The sequence below is a fragment of the Rubripirellula amarantea genome (genome assembly GCF_007859865.1).
Classification (GTDB): domain Bacteria; phylum Planctomycetota; class Planctomycetia; order Pirellulales; family Pirellulaceae; genus Rubripirellula; species Rubripirellula amarantea.
On sequence record NZ_SJPI01000001.1, the window covers coordinates 638,372 to 656,905 of the forward strand.

At 53.2% G+C, this 18,534-nt stretch carries 14 protein-coding genes; 8 read left to right on the forward strand and 6 right to left on the reverse strand.

Annotated features, from left to right (window positions below; genetic code table 11):
• The first annotated feature begins 2,535 nt into the window (after positions 1 to 2,535).
• Positions 2,536 to 3,588 (forward strand): dockerin type I domain-containing protein, encoded by a 1,053-nt coding sequence (locus Pla22_RS25930; protein ID WP_390620254.1) that lies wholly within the window; start codon positions 2,536 to 2,538, stop codon positions 3,586 to 3,588.
• A 312-nt stretch (positions 3,589 to 3,900) separates the two neighbouring features.
• On the opposite strand, the gene Pla22_RS02395 is transcribed toward Pla22_RS25930, so the two are convergent.
• Positions 3,901 to 5,328 carry an MFS transporter gene (locus Pla22_RS02395; protein WP_146513174.1) on the reverse strand — a complete coding sequence of 476 codons (1,428 nt, stop codon included), beginning with the start codon at positions 5,326 to 5,328 and terminating at the stop codon, positions 3,901 to 3,903.
• A gap of 101 nt (positions 5,329 to 5,429) precedes the next feature.
• A complete protein-coding gene (locus tag Pla22_RS02400) occupies positions 5,430 to 6,056 on the reverse strand; it encodes a DUF456 domain-containing protein (protein WP_146513175.1) in 627 nt (208 codons plus the stop codon).
• 311 nt (positions 6,057 to 6,367) lie between these two features.
• On the opposite strand from Pla22_RS02400, the gene Pla22_RS02405 reads away from it, so the two are divergent.
• On the forward strand, positions 6,368 to 6,973 hold the full coding sequence (locus tag Pla22_RS02405) for an HNH endonuclease (protein WP_146513176.1): 606 nt from the start codon (positions 6,368 to 6,370) through the stop codon (positions 6,971 to 6,973).
• A 176-nt stretch (positions 6,974 to 7,149) separates the two neighbouring features.
• On the opposite strand, the gene Pla22_RS02410 is transcribed toward Pla22_RS02405, so the two are convergent.
• Positions 7,150 to 7,434, reverse strand: coding sequence for a 4Fe-4S dicluster domain-containing protein (locus tag Pla22_RS02410; RefSeq protein ID WP_146513177.1), 285 nt, complete (start codon positions 7,432 to 7,434; stop codon positions 7,150 to 7,152).
• A 349-nt stretch (positions 7,435 to 7,783) separates the two neighbouring features.
• Between Pla22_RS02410 and Pla22_RS02415 the strand changes: the two genes are divergently transcribed.
• Both Pla22_RS02415 and Pla22_RS02420 read left to right on the forward strand, forming a co-directional pair.
• Complete coding sequence (locus Pla22_RS02415) at positions 7,784 to 8,971, forward strand: class I SAM-dependent rRNA methyltransferase (protein ID WP_146513178.1); 1,188 nt, start codon at positions 7,784 to 7,786, stop codon at positions 8,969 to 8,971.
• 144 nt (positions 8,972 to 9,115) lie between these two features.
• Complete coding sequence (locus Pla22_RS02420; protein ID WP_146513179.1) at positions 9,116 to 9,781, forward strand: FHA domain-containing protein; 666 nt, start codon at positions 9,116 to 9,118, stop codon at positions 9,779 to 9,781.
• Between the two features lie 121 nt (positions 9,782 to 9,902).
• Here the strand turns inward: Pla22_RS02420 and xerD are convergent, their stop codons facing one another.
• Positions 9,903 to 10,856, reverse strand: a complete 954-nt coding sequence (gene xerD / locus Pla22_RS02425) for a site-specific tyrosine recombinase XerD (protein WP_146513180.1) — start codon at positions 10,854 to 10,856, stop codon at positions 9,903 to 9,905.
• Between the two features lie 200 nt (positions 10,857 to 11,056).
• Here xerD and galE point away from each other — a divergent pair, with 200 nt between their 5' ends.
• The gene (gene galE, locus Pla22_RS02430; RefSeq protein ID WP_146513181.1) at positions 11,057 to 12,040 is read left to right on the forward strand and encodes a UDP-glucose 4-epimerase GalE; all 984 of its coding nucleotides are present in this window, start codon (positions 11,057 to 11,059) and stop codon (positions 12,038 to 12,040) included.
• 78 nt (positions 12,041 to 12,118) lie between these two features.
• On the opposite strand, the gene Pla22_RS02435 is transcribed toward galE, so the two are convergent.
• A complete protein-coding gene (locus Pla22_RS02435; protein WP_146513182.1) occupies positions 12,119 to 13,015 on the reverse strand; it encodes a bifunctional 5,10-methylenetetrahydrofolate dehydrogenase/5,10-methenyltetrahydrofolate cyclohydrolase in 897 nt (298 codons plus the stop codon).
• A gap of 175 nt (positions 13,016 to 13,190) precedes the next feature.
• Here Pla22_RS02435 and Pla22_RS02440 point away from each other — a divergent pair, with 175 nt between their 5' ends.
• Complete coding sequence (locus Pla22_RS02440; RefSeq protein WP_146513183.1) at positions 13,191 to 14,930, forward strand: NADPH-dependent assimilatory sulfite reductase hemoprotein subunit; 1,740 nt, start codon at positions 13,191 to 13,193, stop codon at positions 14,928 to 14,930.
• Positions 14,931 to 15,084: 154 nt separating this feature from the next.
• On the opposite strand, the gene Pla22_RS02445 is transcribed toward Pla22_RS02440, so the two are convergent.
• Positions 15,085 to 15,282 (reverse strand): putative motility protein, encoded by a 198-nt coding sequence (locus Pla22_RS02445; protein WP_146513184.1) that lies wholly within the window; start codon positions 15,280 to 15,282, stop codon positions 15,085 to 15,087.
• 406 nt (positions 15,283 to 15,688) lie between these two features.
• Between Pla22_RS02445 and Pla22_RS02450 the strand changes: the two genes are divergently transcribed.
• Positions 15,689 to 17,089, forward strand: coding sequence for a sulfatase-like hydrolase/transferase (locus tag Pla22_RS02450; protein WP_165440488.1), 1,401 nt, complete (start codon positions 15,689 to 15,691; stop codon positions 17,087 to 17,089).
• A 300-nt stretch (positions 17,090 to 17,389) separates the two neighbouring features.
• Positions 17,390 to 18,457, forward strand: coding sequence for a TIGR03032 family protein (locus tag Pla22_RS02455; RefSeq protein WP_146513186.1), 1,068 nt, complete (start codon positions 17,390 to 17,392; stop codon positions 18,455 to 18,457).
• Positions 18,458 to 18,534 lie beyond the last annotated feature (77 nt).

Below are 18,534 nucleotides of genomic sequence, written 5' to 3' on the forward strand. Positions count from 1 at the left end.
AGTTCTGACATTAACTCCCTTGTCAGCCTCGGCAACAACTCTTATTTCACTGCCAGAACAACCAATGAAAATGGAAGCATTGAGCGAAGACTTTTTCGTTCCGACGGGACTCGCGAAGGCACGCAGGTCATATTCGACCGACCCGTTGGTTCCCAAGACTTGGCTGTCTTCCAAGATCAGATTCTGTTTACCGTTCCGAACGCTTTTCCAAACCCTCCTTCAATCTGGATCTCGGATGGAACCCGAGATGGGGCACGACAATTGACGCTCGCGAACGGATCCTTGGACGGGCAAAAAAACGGAACTCCGTTCGTGGTTGCAGAGGATAGATTTTACTTCTCCAACCGATCGAGTAACGACGACATCCTGTTCACGTCCGATGGAACACCTGAAGGCACGTCCGCTTTGGCGTTACCCGAGGGGTGGACGACGCCCTATGAACAGATTGAAACCGCGATGAAGCTTGGAGATGACCATCTACTTTTCGTACATCGTGGCTGTTGCGACTACGACATCGTAAAAGTGAATTCCGATGGCACAACGGTAGCATTCTCTCACTCATTGAATCTAGAACTCAGCTCGCGGTTTCGTTACTACCAACAGGTCGGTGGCAACCTATTCTTTTTCGACTCTGCGTCGAATCTATGGCAAACCAACGGAACCCTTGCAGGAACTCGCAAGCTAACCGGGAGCAGCGTGCTGCCTGAAAACACCACAGTGGACTGGACTTCGCTGTACTCCTCGGGCGAACAACTTGTCTTTCAACTTCGGCGAGATTTCACTCCCCGAATCGCAAGCCTAAATGTAAGAACGGGAGAACTGTTTGAGTTCGAGGACGCCAGTTTGACGATCGGCGCGACAACAACACTCAATGGAAAGTTCTATTATTCAACCGGTTTAGCGATCATCGTACTCGATTTTGAAACCGGTAAATGGACTGAGGTTGTTCGGACGGAAGCGTCTGAAGGTGTCTCGGAACTGTTCACCTTTCACGACCAAATTCTCTACCTCTCTAAAACGATAGTCTACGAACACTGGTTTGAAACTATCGGCGAACCAGTAACGCTCGTCAAAATTCTTGACCATGATGGTTCGTCGCGGACTTTAGGACAAATCCCGCGAACTCCGGACGACATACTGCGAATCCGAGTCGCCAACAATGGACAAACACTGATCGCCACGCGAGGCGCGTTCAATGTCGCTGAAGTATTCCGGTTAAATTCTCCGCATGCTCAGCTAAGTCGAGTCGCGGAAACCCAGAGCGATTCTTTCTTGGCCGAAGCAGATCGCCGTCGTTACAACTTTACGCTTCTGGATGACAAAACCTTCGCCTTTACCAGTGGGCCGAGTTCCTCGCGACAGCGAAGTGTATGGATCTCTGATGGGACCGAACTGGGAACGCGAATGGTTTTCTCACTCGACCAGATGCCCAGTGGCACGCGACCCAATTCAGGGGCCTCCATTGATGATGTCTATGCGATCAACGGCAAGGTGGTGTTCTCGACCAATTTGTTGGATGAGGACTCCACCTATTCGTACAGCAGATGGCTGTGGGTGGCCGACGGAAAAAATACACCTCGTGCGATATATCGTCCCGGTGATGGATACGGATACCTTTTCGATATTCTAGGAAGCGTCAATGATCGCTTAGTGTTTGTGACGCAAAGCATAGTTGATCCTCGACGGCAGACCGTTTGGGCCACGAATGCTAAAACCCATGGCATCGAATCGCTATTGGAGGACGTAGAGGTCGCCTCTCGCATCGACTCGCTCGACGTACAGGAGGACCGATCAGTCGTTGCAGATGAACGATTGTTCTTTCGAGTCGCTCAGAAGAGGCCCTTAGTTAACACTCAAATTCGTGACACGGCTAACGACGCATTAGAAGACGATCGTTTGTGGTTTCAATCCGATGACCCGAGTCTCTACGAAACTGATGGCACCGGCCTGGGAACACGAAAAGTCGCCAAGCCATTTGATCTCTGCTCGGAGTTCTGCCGCCCAGATGTCGAGGTACAAGCTGGCGTTGCCCGGATTCACTTTGAGTCTAAACCAAGCCTAGCGATGCTACCTGGATCGATCGATTTTGTTTCCATTCCAGATCAGATTGGCGTAAACTTCGAGTTCGTCGGACGGTTGGGGGATTCTTTTATCGCGACCGATCACACTCAACTCGTAGCCTGGAATGCCGTTCAAGATTCTGTCGAGCTGCTTTATGCATCGGACAGCTATATTAGCGGCATGTTGGTTTCGGGAGAAAAACTATTCTTCATAGACCACCACGGCGAACGCCAACTCTATGTCTCCGATGGCACCACCGACGGAACTGCGGTATCCGAATTTTCGATTCCAAGCGGGCAGCTCGCCATTGGCATCCATGCTGCGGGAGCAAGTCAGGTTGTGGTCCAATTCGATGATGAAGTATGGATCACTGATGGTAAGCTTCTGAATTCCGAGTTGCTCGGTGTCGTTAAAAGGGCACCTCCATTCATTTATGACAATGGATTTGACACTCGTGTCTTCGCTTCCGACGTGATGTATCGAGGCGTCTTGCTTCCTCGCGGTGTCTCGCGATACCAAACGGACGATTCGACTTCTCTTGTGAGCCTAAGTGGCGACGAATCCGGCGTTGAGTTGCAAACCGACAATGAGATTGCCTCCGTTTGGACCGACTCGGTGGCGGAACTGGTCACAGGAGAGCAAGTTGACCTTGTGTCGATCGACATCGACGCGCTAGCCAAGAGCCCCACCCGGCTGTTGAATCTTGAGTTGGGCCCCGATGCAACACTGCGACTCCACAACGGCAATGGAACTACTGTAGTCGTCTCGAATCAGAAGGATCGCCTGTTTCTTCAGTTCGCTGGTATCGAGATCGATGTCAAGTTTACAGGTCGTCTAAACCTGATCGACGAACTGGGAACGTCTAGACGTCGAATCTTGGCAGCAATTGGCGATGACGAATTGCGATTCTCATTCTATGAAAATCAACATGTTCTTTCGCTCAGTCATGATGACACGACCGTTCGCATCACCTTACCAGAACCGGCTGACTTCACCGACAATGAGCTGCGGATCGATTTGCTTGCTGGTACCGATGAAGTCTTGATCGACGACACGTTTCGCCTGGCAAATCTCAGTCAATCACTCAGTATTGAAATTCATGACGACATCAACGGCAGCGACCAAGTCGCGTTGACGCTTCCCACCGAATACCGCATCAGCAAGTATGGAGGCACTCTGTATTTCAGCGATCCTTCGAGTCAACGACTAAGCTTGCGACTTTCGATCGCGAACAATGAATATCAAAATCCGCAGAATCGTTTTGACGTTAATCTCGATGGCGAAGTCTCAAGCCTCGACGCCCTCAACATTGTCAACGCACTTGCCCATCAATCGTTTGGCTTCACGATCGCGTCATCTTCGACAATGCCAGATGTTTCTGGCGATGGAAAGCTATCAGCGATAGATGCATTGCAGGTGATCAATCGGATTCGGCAAGAGAGAATCACGCTGCCTATCGATGATGAGATTTTTGGGGAAGACGAGGATTTTCATCCACATCAGGACCAAATTACAACTTTGTTCTAGCGACTATAGGATCGCCTATGATTGCTTCATAATCGCCCGCGTCTAGGTTGAGAATTGATTGGTCAAAGGAGAATGACAGTCTTCGATTGCTCCTCAACCGAAACGTCTCCAACTCAACGACGATCGACAATTCTTATCCTTTTCGCATTCGTATCGCCGAAAATCAATAGCGTGCGAGTGGGCTTCTCCGAGAATCTCGGGAAACGCTTCGCGTAGGACGATAGCCGCAGGTGCTTCAGAAACGCCGAAACCGGACGCAGCTTGCGCCGCCGGCTCATAGATTCCGGTAGCCGCAGTTTGTTGCAACTCGTTCTACGCCGCGCGACCTTTGCGTTTGAGTTCTTTTTTGAGGCGTCGGCGTTCGGCTTTGCTCATCGAATCCCAGTCGATGTCGTCCCCGCCTTCTGAGTCGTCGTTGGCGGACTCGTTCTTAGCCGGTTTGAAATCGGGTGCGTCCTCGGATGATTCGTCGTCAGACTGCGATTTTCGATTGAGGAAACCTCCCAATCCGAAGCGGCGTTTCTTGGCAGGGGCTTCGTCAGACTCTTTTGTATCAGACTCTTCTTCGACTGCTGCGGCTTGATTCAGTGCTTCCGTTTCTGACTCTTCCGAGGCTGCTTTGTTTCGGCCACGCAGTCCGAGACCGAACCGACGTTTGCGAGCTGGCTCTGGTTCGTCTTCCTGCTCAGCTTCGGGTGTCGAGTCCTCGACTGGTTCTTCAGCTACGACGTCAGCCTTCTTTTCGCGACGCCACCAGCGAGACTTGGGTTCCGACTCGTCCAGGGCCTCGGGTTCATCATCTGGTTCAACTTCGTCGCCCTCGAGTGCATCCTCGTCACGACGCAGGACGTTGAAACGCAACCCAGAAAGTCGTTCCTTGAGGGTCGGACTGTCTTCAATTTCACAAACCTCACGGTACAGCAAACGCAGATACCGTCCGAGCGAAAGCACCAACGCTGTCGATCCGATGAGGGGTGCAGAGGCGACTAGCGACCAGCGAAACGGGGAGTTAGTTTCGATGATGTTCCAGCCGGCGGCTTCCGGAACTGCAAAGACGGCGACCGCTGCCAACATCGCAACCAGCGACCATCGCGAACGATAAATCTCGGCAACCAATCGTAGTGCAAGAACTGCGGCTCCGACGGAAACGACGAGACGAACCCAATCGGCACCCGAGAGTGCGACTCGCTTGCCGAATATCAAATCCAGACAAGCTCCCAACCACTCGGTTAATGATAAAGCGGTTCCCACGCTACAGATCGCCGTCGCGAGCAAGACCGTTCGCCACAAACGATAGCGCCCGAGGTAGTCGTCGAGACGGTAGCGGCGCAGTTGATACGTCAGCAACGAAATGCCAGCGGCGGCGGCAAACAGAATGCTCTGATACCAATTGCCAAAGCTATCGGTTCGATCGAGACGGAAGACTCGTGAGATATCAGGAGCGTAGACCAATTTGGGCCAGGTAACCGCTAGGTAGTTGAGCAGGCAAAGCAGTAGCGTCATGCCAGCGATGCTTGATGCAACGATCGAAAAGGTACGGTTATGAACCGGCACTAACGAAAACCAACGCCCATTGATGCGACGTTGAACTCGTTCGCCGTACGCCGCGGTCGGCCGCCTTGCTTCACGAAGTCGCTCAACCTCACGCCGGCTTGCCGCCGTGGAGGTTTCGCCTTCGGCTTGTTGAGCCGAATAGAGGACTCGTCGCCGACGATCAATCGTTCGTCGTCCTATCGCCATGAATACCGCTTGATTTGCACTGGGCCAAAATGAGAGGGATGGCTGGCGACCTTAGGAAAACTAATTCACACACGTCAATCGAAGTCGGCATTGATAGCAAACTAAAACAGCACTCCCACTACTGTGATGACGATGATCGCAAGTCCCGCCATGATTTTCCCCAGTGCACCGAAGGTGCGGCCCCAAAACGCGGCGTGTCCGATTGTCCAGCTTTCACGCCAACTCCGACCATCGGACCATTCACCGTACATCGCCCCCGCGGTGGCTCCGAGTCCGCCGAAAAGTATTGCCGCGATCACAGGTCCAATCACGGGCACGGGAATACCGACGAAGGCACCGCCAATTGCACCCACCATTGAGCCAATCATCGCGAATAGGGTCGACCGCCGGGAAGCGCCGGCCTTCTGGGCGCCCAAGGCTCCAGCAACGAGTTCGATGACTTCCCCCAGCATCGCGAAACCAAAGGCGACGCCGGTGGCGACAAAACCGATTTGCGCACGACCTTCGTCCGGCCCCAGCCATGCATAGAGTGCAATCAGGGCTACAGCGATCCAATTACCAGGCAGCGAAATCAGATTCAGGCCCCAACTGACCGTGCAAAGCAGCACCAAGGCGATCGCAAGCGATACCGTTCCGGTGGGCCCCAACCACGAAAACCACTCACCCCAATCTGGCCAAGAGATCGCAGCTGCGACCGCGTCTGCACCGGATGGGCAATCAAACTTCATCAAAGATTCTCACGGTCGGAAAGGTCAGGGAGGCGCGTTTTTTTGAGGTCGACGGTGAACCTCAGGAAGGCTGCCGGGTGTCGAGACACGCATCAAAGCGGTGCATTTCTTAGGCCAAGGATATCGTTACCCACCACTACGGATTCATCATCGGCCACAAAATCCAGATTGCCTAGTTCCGGACCCCGGTTGCCGGTCCAGGGCGGTTTCAAAGTGGCGTCACAGATATTGCCAATTCCGGTTAGAATGGATGTGCCCGCGATCTTATTTGAAGTCTATTGTCCAAAGAAGTCTGAGGGATCAACACAACCATGTCGCAGAGTGTTCTGGATACGAATGTGCTTGTGCTCAATCGCTTTTACATGGCGATTCGAGTGGTGAATGTTCGACGAGCGTTCACGTTGCTTTACCGCGATTGCGCTGAGGTCATCGGCAGCAGCGACGGCTCCTACGTGAGCTATGATTTCGAAAGCTGGTGCGAACTAAGCCAATTGACCTCGATGGAAAAGCAACCCGGCGAGGAGTACATCCAGGCGGTCAGCTTTGAATTGCAGGTGCCTCGCATTTTGCGATTAACTCGATTCGATCGCATGCCAGCCCAGACGTTGCGATTCAACCGCAAGAACTTGTTTGCTCGCGACGATCACACGTGCCAGTACTGTGGTAAGAACGAACCGACAAACAAGCTGAGTCTTGACCATGTGATTCCACGGTCGCACGGCGGACCGACGACTTGGGAAAACATCGTATGTTGTTGCCTGCGATGCAATTCGCGAAAGGGCGGTCGAACTCCCAAGCAAGCCAACATGGCGTTGTTGACCAAGCCCATCAAACCGCGATTCAATCCCACGATGATCGCCTCGGTGGACGACCCGCGTTATGAATGTTGGAAGACATTCCTACCTGCCGCTGGCTAGGTAGCAAAATTCATCTAACCCAAGCTCATTCGAAACGGCTTCGGTTTGAGTCTGAATAGATGGATAGAAATCTTGAATCGGTAGAAACGGAAAAAGGCCGGTGGAGCATATGCTTCACCGGCCCTTCGCTTCATTTGGTTTCTTAGCTGTTCGCTAGAAGCTGATTCCTAAGCGGTCTAGTTATCCGCGAGTGGCTCTTTCTTTTCGGTGATGACTTCGCATTCACCCGATTCCGATTTCTCAGCGTTGAGTTGCATGTAACTCTTCCATTCCTCAGGCAGATTGTCCTCGTGGAAAATCGCTTCGACAGGGCACTCTGGAACGCAGGCTTCGCAATCGATGCACTCTTCCGGATGGATATAGAGCATCTGGTCGCCTTCGTAGAAGCACTCTACGGGACAAACAACAACGCAATCAGTGTATTTGCAACCCGAGCAGGGTTCGGCGACGACGTGGGTCATGGTGAGGACCTTTCTGTACGGACTTCGGGAATGAAGTCAGGCTTCTTGTTGATGGTGTTAGACCTTGGTCAGTTTATCGACCTGTCTAGGTATGTTCTGAACTAGATTCTTATCGGGTTTGGCACCCGAATCGTGTTCCACCCGCTATTACTTTACGCTTCGCAGGTTAGGCCAATCAAAAAACTTAGCGTGTTTGGCGAGGTTTTCCATCCCAGCGGGATATGGCGAATGGCCAAAATGCGTCATTTTGTTGTTTGCCCACCTAATTCAACCTCTTTGCATCGGCTTTCGCGTGTCTTCCAGCGCCCCCAACTCGCCTGACTCCTCGTCTATTGAATCGTCAGACCCCATGATTCGTCCCGTTTTGCGGCTCAAACCGGGCCGTCAATTCCCGTTCTTGTCGCGTCACCCTTGGGTTCATGCTCACGCTTTGGCCGACGAAGGACGGAATTTGAACTGCGGTGACGTCGTTGACCTGATTGATCACGACGGAAATTGGGTGGCACGTGGCGTGATTAACCCCCAATCACGATTACGGGTTCGCCTTTACGGATACGACCAATCCACTGAAATAGGGCCTGATTTGTGGCGAGATCGCTTAGACCGAGCCATCGCGCGACGTCGAATCAGCGGTCCCATGAACCCGGAAGGCGCCGAGCGATTGGTGTTTAGTGAATCGGACCTGATCAGCGGCTTGATCGTTGATCGCTACGCCGATTGCCTGGGTGTGCAGTTCACTGCAGGCGGATTGCTGAAATGGAAAGATGAGATTCTCGAGCACCTCAAGACCACCCTGGGTGCTCGCGGCATCGTGGTTCGAGTTGACGAAAAAACGGCGAAGCACGAAGGCATTGATCCGCTTGAAGCCAGTCATGGCAGCGATGACTTAACCGGAACTGTCGAATACGTCCAAAACGGGTTGCGGCTGACCGTCGACCTCAGTGGCGGCCAAAAAACAGGCGGTTATCTCGACCAAAGAATCAATCAGGAAATTGCTGCGGGTTACATGCGAGGTCGTCGCGTCCTTGATATGTGCTGCTATCAGGGTGGCTTCGGCTTACCCGCCGCAGCTAAAGGTGCAGCATCGGTTTTGGGAGTCGACACAAGCGCCTCGGCACTTGCCGCCGCCGCCCAAACGGCCCAGCAGAACTCGATTGAGAACGTAACATTTGAACAGGGTGACTGCTTCGATTGGCTCAAGGACGCCGTTGAGAATGGTCAGCAATTTGATGCGGTGATTTTGGATCCGCCTCGATTTGCCGGATCTCGACACCAAGTAGACTCGGCGATGCGTGCGTATCGTCGCATCAACGCCAGCGCCATCGACTTACTCCCACCGGGCGGCATTTTGGTGACGTGCAGTTGCAGTGGTCGTGTATCACGATCGGACTTTTTGAACATGCTAATGGACGTTGGACGCCGCAGACGCCGAGACTTAGTCATGCTGGAAAACAGAGGACCAGCACCAGACCACCCGGTAGCGATATCGTGCCCTGAAAGTGATTACCTCAAGTGCGTGATCGCTGAAGTTCAGTAAACGTTCGACTTAACAAATCCCTGACGACTCAGTTGCACTTTAGACCGAACAATCGCTGACTCTTGTGGCAACGGAGTCTATACTGAGCGGCGAACGCTCGTCTCTTGTTGCTCATCTTGACTACTCGACACTTTGGAGTGCCCTATGGCGGGCGTGACCCTCAAACTACTTCACGGTGCTGACCGCGGTAAAATTTACGAAGACCTTGAGCCACCATTCACAGTGGGTCGGGAAGAAGGCAATGACATCCAGCTTAACGATGAACGCGTTAGCCGATGTCACTTCAAGGTCCAACGTGACAACGACCGACTAGTCCTAACCGACTTGGACAGCACCAATGGCACTAAGGTCAATGGAGTTGAGTGCCAACTTAAAATTCTGCGACACGGCGATTTGATCGCGGTAGGTCGCAGCTTGATGCTTGTGGGTAGCGAATCACAAATTGCCGCTAGGTTAGCGGCGATGGGAACAGAAAATCCCACGATCAGCCGAGAGATGTCATCCTCGGAAAGTTCGATTGCAATTGAGATTAGCCAAGAGCCCAAGAGCCCCATTCCCGCCGAAGTGATTCAACTTCATGAGGTGCCATCAATTCCGGATGATCTATCACCGGGACAAAAGGCGCAGCTTTGCGAGATCCTCGACTACTTGCAATCACGCCTGCATCGTTTGATCGAATCCGCTCGAACGGAAGAGAACAATCAAGAGGTCGTGCTGAAACTTTCGGCATGGCAACGCATGCTCGACACACAATCACGTCTGGCCGCCATGACACGTCAGATTGCCGATCCCGATTGGCCTAACGAATAGAAAGATACGCGTTAGGTGTCATGCAACGGGTACTTAGCGTCAAGCACCAAGTGCTAGGTCGAAGCAAGTTTTAGGACCAATCAGGTTTGTCATAGCTTCGATCCAGTTGCTGAAACCTACCTCAGGCTCGTGGGTGAAATTGCGTGTGAACCTTTTTCAGCCGTGAGTGTTCCACGTGCGTGTAGATTTGCGTGGTTTGAATACTTGCGTGTCCGAGCATCTCTTGCACGAGACGCAAGTCAGCGCCACCGGCCAGCAAGTGCGTGGCAAAACTATGACGCAGGCTGTGTGGACTAATCTTGTCATCGATACCAACCCGAGCAGCGTACATCTTCACCAATCGCCAAAGCTGAACCCGATCAATCGGTCGCCCGCTTCGCGACAAGAACAACTCTTCGGGCGGATGAGGACTCTTGGCTGCCAGTTCGCCTCGCAAGTCTTCGAGATATCGCTGTATCGCGACAATCGCACGACCGCCTAGGGGCACCATGCGTTGCTTGCCGCCTTTGCCTTCACATCTGAGGTGCTTTTGCGGCATCGAGAGATCTCTCACTCGCAACGTGCAAACCTCCGATGCACGGCACCCGGTCGCGTACAAGACTTCCAGCATTGCAACGTCACGCTGCCAATACTTGTCGTACTTCTTGGGCGACGACAAAAAGTCATTCACTTGGCGAGTGGTTAACACGCCGGGCATTCGCTGCCACATTTTCTGAGTGGCGATCAAGTCGGCCGGATTGTCGGTGACGATGCCTTCGAGTTGCAGGAACTTAAAAAACGTGCGAACCGCTACGACGTTCCGAGAGATCGACGAGGGAGCCAAGTTTTCTTCTTGTAACGTCCCGACATAGGACGAAAGATCTTGAACTTTCAGATCGGCAAGCGATCGCTGATCCACCCACGCCACGAATCGTCGCATGTCATTGCCGTAGGCCGCGATCGTGTTTGCGGCCAAGTGGCATTCGCCTCTCAAGTAGGCCAGATATTCCGTACAAAGCGTCTGCGTAGCCCGGCCGGAAGTTGCCGCTGGGCCAGCCGTCGCCAACTGCTGCAGCTTCGTAACGCGTTTGGCCATGGATAGCACCGGTAGTTGTAAGGAAGCGAACCTCAACCGCTTGATTGAGGAAGCTTTGATCGCCGTAGCGGCCGAGGAAGGCTCAAGAGGCACCCCGATTTAGAACGCCCCTTTATCCCCATCGGCATTTCCGACTACGCTTTCCTAGTACGAGCGATCAAGTTCGGGTCATCCCAGTCACTCCATTTCGATCAATTGCCATGAATGTTTTGGTTGTCGGCGGCGCCGGCTATATCGGTTCCCACGCTGTTCGCCTCCTCACCGATGCTGGACATAACGTCACCGTGTACGACAACCTTTCAAGGGGTCATGCCGCCGCGGTTCCCGAAGGCATGCTCGTTGTGGGCGAACTCGCCGATCAGGCAAAGTTGGTCCAGGTGCTGAAGGAAAAAGAAATCGAAGCGGTCATGCACTTCGCCGCCTTCGCTCTCGTGAACGAATCCGTCAACGATCCATCGCTGTACTATCGCAACAATGTCATCGCCACCATCGAGTTGCTCGACGCGATGATGGAAGCCGACGTCAAGAAGTTCGTTTTCAGCAGCACGACGGCGACCTATGGAGAGCCGGACACGATTCCGATTCCCGAAACAACTCCGCAGAAGCCCATCAACCCTTATGGCTTTACGAAACTAGTCGTCGAACAAGCGCTTGCTGATTACGCCCATGCGTACGGACTCGGTTACGCAGCACTGCGCTACTTCAATGCTGCCGGTGCCCGCCCCGATGGAACGATTGGCGAAGACCATGCTCCCGAATCCCACTTGATTCCTATTGTGTTGCAGGTCGCGTTAGGTCAACGCGATCACATCACGGTCTTCGGCGACGACTATCCAACACCCGACGGAACCTGCATTCGTGATTACATCCACATAGATGACCTAGGCGCCGCTCACTTGTTGGCGATGGAAAAGCTTGAACCTGGCAAGGGCATTTGCGTGAACCTGGGCACCGGGCGCGGAACCAGTGTTCGCGAGATCATTGATGCTTGCCGCGAAGTTACCGGCCACGAGATTCCAGAGGTAATGGGCAAACGACGCGAAGGCGATCCACCAGAACTGATCGCCGATGCTACGCTTGCCAAAGAAATGCTCGGTTGGGTGCCGAAGTACAACGATCCCAAATCGATCATTGAAACGGCTTGGAAATGGCACAAGGCTCATCCGCACGGCTACGCAAAGTAACCAAGCGCATAAGTTGAGCAGCAGACAAGTAAAGCAGTAACAACGCAGCAAAGCGTGGTGTGACCGCCGGCCTTACTACTACTGCTGCTGCAGTTTCGCCGCCATCAAGGTGTTGTGAAGCAACATCGCAATCGTCAGCGGCCCGACTCCCCCCGGCACAGGCGTGATCGCCGATGCTTTATCTTTCGCTGCGTCAAACGCCACGTCGCCGACTAGCTTATCGCCAACGCGGTTGATCCCCACATCGATCACCACCGCACCATTGGCGATCATGTCAGCGGTGATCATCTCCGGCACACCCACCGCAGCAATCAACACGTCTGCAGTTTGGCAAACTTCGGCTAGGTTCGCTGTGCGACTGTGAGCGATGGTAACGGTGGCATTTGCGACGTCTTCACCACAGGAACCGGTGCGCTGCGCCAACATCATGGCCATTGGCTTGCCAACGATATCACTACGGCCAACAACGACGACATGCTTTCCCGCGACGCTAAGCCCGGTGCGATGAAGCAATTGGACAATTCCGTGCGGAGTGCAGGGTAAAAACCGAGGCCTTCCCTGCATCAGCAGCCCCACATTGACGGGCGAAAAAGCGTCGACGTCCTTCATCGGATCGACCGTATCCAAGATCGCTCGCTCGTCGAACCCGCTTCCACCGTTGCCCTTTTTGGGCAGCGGTAGTTGGACAAGAATGCCATGGACAGCGGGGTCTTGATTGAGCGATTCAATTACCTCGACAAGTTCTGCCTGGGTGGTTTCGGCGGGTAGGCGAAGGGTCCGCCCGTCGATCCCAGCTTTCTCGCAAGCTCGACTTTTGTTTCGCACGTATACTTGGCTAGCGGGATCCTCACCCACCAAAACGGCGGTCAAACAAGGTTTCGGTCCACCTCCCGCGACAAATTCGGCGACCTGGGCTGCGACATCTTGTCGGATTTCCAGACCAATTTGTTTCCCGTCTAAAATCTTGGCTGACATTAGTTTTCTTAATCTTTCTGGTCGAGGAAACGGATCAGGTATTCAAGCGTTTTGATCGCCATAGTGACGATGGCAGGGGATCGCTATAGTTACCCAAAGAACGCATTTTGCGGAAGTCACTGAAGTAAGCCCGCCTGAATTGCGGAAACCATAATCACACAGGATTCGCGTCTCGATGTCTACCGACGCCCCCAAGCTTAGCGCCGTTGAAAAAATCAAAGAAGAAAGCAAGTTCCTTGCCGGGACCATTCCCGAGGAAATCGCTGCTGGTACCGACCACTTTAACGATGAGAATCTGCAACTGCTCAAGTTCCATGGCAGTTACCAACAAGATGACCGCGATCGTCGGATCGAAGCCAAGAAAGCTGGTATCGGAAAATACTACTCGATGATGCTGCGGTTGCGGATTCCGGGCGGACGAATTTCGTCGGACCAGTTTCTGAAGATGCTCGACATGTGCGACGAGCTCGGCAACTCGACGATGAAGATCACGACGCGTCAAACGATTCAGCTACACGGCATTCTGAAGCAAAATCTGCGTCCAACCATCAAGCGCATCAACGACATGGCTCTATCGACGCTTGCCGCTTGCGGTGACGTCAACCGGAACATCATGTGTTGCCCAGCCAAGCGGAATGATTCCGTTCACGCCGAACTCGAACGGTTGACAGATGAATTGACCGAAGCGATGGCACCGAAGACTCCTGCTTATCATCAATTGTGGTTGTCCGAAACGGACGCCGATGGCAATGTCATCAGTGATGAAAAGTACATGGTGTCCGATGGCACCCCTGCGGAAGTCATCGAACCACTGTACGGCGCGACGTACTTGCCGCGTAAGTTCAAGATGGGCCTAGCGCTTCCCGAAGACAATTGCATCGATATCTACACGCAAGACATCGGCCTGCTCGCCGTCGTCCAAGATGGAAAGATTGTCGGCTACAACGTGTTGGTCGGCGGTGGCATGGGCACTACTCCCGCCAAGAAAGACTCGTTCCCAGCACTAGCCAAACGGATGGCATTCGCGACTCCCGAACAAGTTGTCGGCGTTTGCCAAGCGGTCCTGAAAGTGCAACGCGACAATGGCAACCGCGAAGATCGCAAACTCGCTCGGATGAAGTACCTAGTTGCTAACTGGGGCATCGAGAAGTTCCGAGCCGAAGTCGAAAAGTACTTTGGCGAACCTTTGGCCGATTGCACCGATGACGATGTGCACGGCTTCGATGACCACATGGGATGGCAAGAGCAGGGCGATGGCAAATGGTCCTATGGACTGAACATCGAAAATGGTCGGCTATATGACGATGACAAAATTCAGTTTAAGGCTGGATTGCGATCAATCTGCCATCGCTTTAAGACAGAGATCCGCATGACGGGTCATCAAAGTGTCATCTTTACCGACATTGAAGATTCCGACAAAGACGAACTGATTGGACTGATTAAAGCAGCGGGCATTCCCACCACCGAAGTCACCAGCACGGTCCGACGTTGGTCGATGGCCTGTGTCGCCCTGCCAACGTGTGGACTCGCGATCACCGAATCGGAACGTCGCTTGCCGTCCATCATCGACAAGCTTGAAGAACCACTCGCAAAGCTTGGACTTAGTGGCGAACGCTTCACCATCCGAATGACGGGATGCCCCAACGGTTGCGCTCGTCCCTACAATGCCGATTTGGCGCTCGTTGGAAAAGCGAAGAACAAGTACACCGTGTTCGCGGGCGGTGGTTGGCTCGGTAACCGGCTCGCTTATGTCTACAAGGACTTGGTCCCCGACGACATTGTGGTGGACGAGATGATCGGCATTTTCTCGGCCTTCAAATCGCATCGCCAAGACGGTGAATCCGTCGGTGACTTTTGCGCCCGAGTAGGGCAAGAAGATTTAGAAGTGCTAGCCGCAGCAGCACCGCGTCCCTAATGCGTCAATGACCAATTGGGCTAACGTTCACGAATGTGGTCGAAGCACTAGAACAACGCCAAACTAGAACAACGCCAAACTAGAACAACGCCAAACTAGAACAACGCCAAACTAGAACAACGCCAAACTAGAACAATGCTTAACTAGCACAACGCTAAACCTGAACGTCCAAGTATCCTTGAGCAATCTGCTTTTGAGCTTGGACGGTGGTTTCAAGCATTTGATTGATGGCGTCGCCGGTTTGCCGTTGAGCGTCAAGCTGTTTGCCCATGACAGCGATATCGATCTTCTGATACACCGCTGCCGTCTGGGCATTGAGTGCTAGCTGAACGGGTGCTGGGATCGCGGACATACGAAACGGATCTCTTTGGAAAGGGTGTACCTTTCAAGCATTCGGTACGCTGACCAGGATTGCCAAGCAATTATCACTATTGGGGGGCGAAACCCTTGGTCCCACTCAATTTCGATACGGTTGGGCAGACTTTAACGGCAAGTTCGGGCAACCCGCCTCACTTAGTTTTCCGACAGCTCACGGCAACTCCATGGTTTTCTAAGCATCCATCGCCGTGGCGTTCATGGGAAGGAACTTAAGAATCGACAATCAGGGCAAACCAATTCTGCGGTAAACTTCTGCTTGCTTGCCGACTTGATCAAGTATGTTCAGATGCTGGTTTGAACGGCGTTATCAAGCAACGATCTTGTCCGCAAACCTCGCCGACAATGTCTCTCAACCTACCGCAAACCGATCGAATGAGGACATGAAATTACTCTTCGCAACGATGGTTCTATGCTTAACGTCGTTTGCTCTACATGCCGACGAACCTGCCAACATCGTACTGATTATTGCCGACGATCTTGGCTATGGTGAGACCGGCATGATGGCCAACCAAGAAATCCCAACACCGCACATCGATGCTCTTGCTGCCCGTGGCGTTCGTTGCACGGCGGGTTACGTCACGTCGTCGTACTGCAGTCCGTCTCGCGCAGGCATCATGACGGGGCGATACCAATCACGGTTTGGGTACGACCGCAATCCTGTTGGCAAGCAGAACTTGGACGATTCGGCAGGGCTTCCGAATGACCAAACAACTTTCGTTCGCTTGCTGGCAGATGCCGGTTACAAAACAGGATTAGTTGGCAAGTGGCACCTCGGATCGACTCAATCCAAGCGTCCAACGTCGAGAGGGTTTGGCTCGTTTTACGGATTCCTACATGAAGGTCACTTCTACGTTCCTGGACCACCATTTGAAAAAGTGTGGACTATGGTTCGCGATAAGACTCTCAAACCCGGGGAACGAGTTCGTAAGGACATGATCGTTCGTGGGAACTATGCACCGATCAGCGAGCCAGATTACAACGCCGACAATCCCGTTTATCGCGAGACCGAAACGCTTGAGCAATTTGATTACCTCACCGATGCGATCACTGACGAAGCCCTGTCTTTCATCGAAGAACATCACGACAAACCTTTTTGCTTGACGGTGGCATACAACGCCGTTCACAGTCCGATGCAAGCGAAAGCGAGTGATGTGCAAACGGTAGATCACATCAGCGATATTCAGCGTCGAATTTTTGCAGGAATGTTAGTTGCGTTGGATCGAGGCGTTGGTCGAGTTAGTGATGCGATTGAAACGCTTTCGCTCACCCGCAAAACGCTGGTGGTTTTTGTGAGCGACAACGGAGGACCTACCCAGGAACTGACTAGCAGCAACGCACCATTGCGAGGCGGCAAAGGATCGCTCTACGAAGGTGGCATTCGCGTCCCGATGTTGTGGTCCATGCCGGGTCGAATCGCCGAAGGAAAAACCGAAGATCGCCCCGTGCTAAGTCTCGACATTGCTGCAACGGCCTTGGATCTTGCTGGTATAGAGCCTGTCGAAGGAGCAGACGGTCAAAGCATCTTTTCTTGGATCAACGACGCGACGAAACCATCACCTCATCAAACGATATTTTGGCGGATGCCCCGAGACAAACTGGCACTACGTCACCAAGATTGGAAAATCGTGCGACTAAGCGCGGGCGACAGTGTCCAGCTCTACCACCTCGGCACTGACCTCTCGGAAACGAAGGATCTGGCTAGCCAAGAACCTGCAATGCTATCGAAATTGATTGATCGTTGGGAATCGATCAATGCTCAGATGGCACCCGAAACCGACTGATTCTGGTATCCAGAAACAGTCAAAAACCCAACAAGCTTGAGCGAAACCGCGTTTCCAAAGTCTCAGCAAACCTGACTTTGCGGGCTGCTGCAATCCCCACCCATTTCGCCCACAGCTCTTTAGCGAACGATTCTAGCCAATCGCTTTACCTTAACCCGTTCGGGTGGTAGACTGCCTAGCCCCCCCCCCCATAGAAATGCCATCCTGCCTAGTACCTATGGGCTACCTGTGAGTGCTTCACTGCACCGGTAGCAAAGTCGACCAGTGGGATCGACCGCCAAGGAGCTCTGACATCTAGTTATGCCCGATCTGCAATCGCGTGAACTTGAGATTCGCTATGAAGCATCGGATCAGTTCGTGCCCATTCTGCAGCATCTCAATGCGACGCTATTAGTTTCGACCTACAAGCTAGGTCGGGTCGCGGTTTTGCAGCCGGGCGTGTCGTCATCAGGCAACGGAAAGCTGTCGGTCCAATTTCGGGCGTTCCCGCAAGCGATGGGCATCGCGGTGAGTCCCGATCGTTTGGCCATCGGAACGAGCCGCAGTGTTTGGCAGTTCGAACGTCCCCGAGGCGTTGCTATTCCGGATCGGGATGGTCGGCTATCCAAAGTCGCTTACTTACCCCGCCGGCAACATATCACTGGCAACATCAGCATTCACGAAATGGCTTGGCAAGTTGATGAACTGTGGGCCGTCAACACACTGTTCTCTTGCCTTTGCACGTTTGACGATTCGCACAACTTTGTGCCGCGTTGGAAACCAACTTTCATTTCTCACTTGCGTCCCGAAGACCGTTGTCACCTCAATGGCTTAGCAATGGGTCCGAGCGGTCCGACTTATGTGTCCGCGTTAGGACAAGGTGACCGCCAAGGCAGTTGGCGTGACGACAAACTGAACGGTGGTTGCCTGTTAGACGTTGCATCAAGTGAAGTTGTGTTGGCTGGTTTGGCAATGCCACATTCACCTCGGATACATGACGGACATTTGTGGTACCTGCATTCGGGCCATGGCGAACTTAATCGCGTCGATCTGCAATCCGGTCAAAGCGAAACGATCGATCGCGTTCCGGGCTACACGCGAGGCCTATCGTTTGCCGGACAATTCGCCTTCGTGGGCATGTCTCAAATTCGCGAGACCAACGTGTTTGGTGGTTTACCGATCGGCCAAAACCTAGACGCACTTCGTTGCGGGGTAGCGGTTGTGGACTTGGTGTCGGGCCGCAGCGTTGCATGGTTCCAATTCAAATGCGACGTCGAAGAAGTCTTTGCCGTCGAAGTCGTCCCCAACTCCACACCGCTTGTCCTGCACAGTCCCACATTGGAAGACGACGACAAAGAAGTTTGGGTCGTTCCTCCCTTGCCTTCCTAATCAAGAACACAACACTGGTGTTCTTCACCGCCAGCCGCAGTGAAGCCTGCCGAGCGATGCTTTAACAAGCTACGACG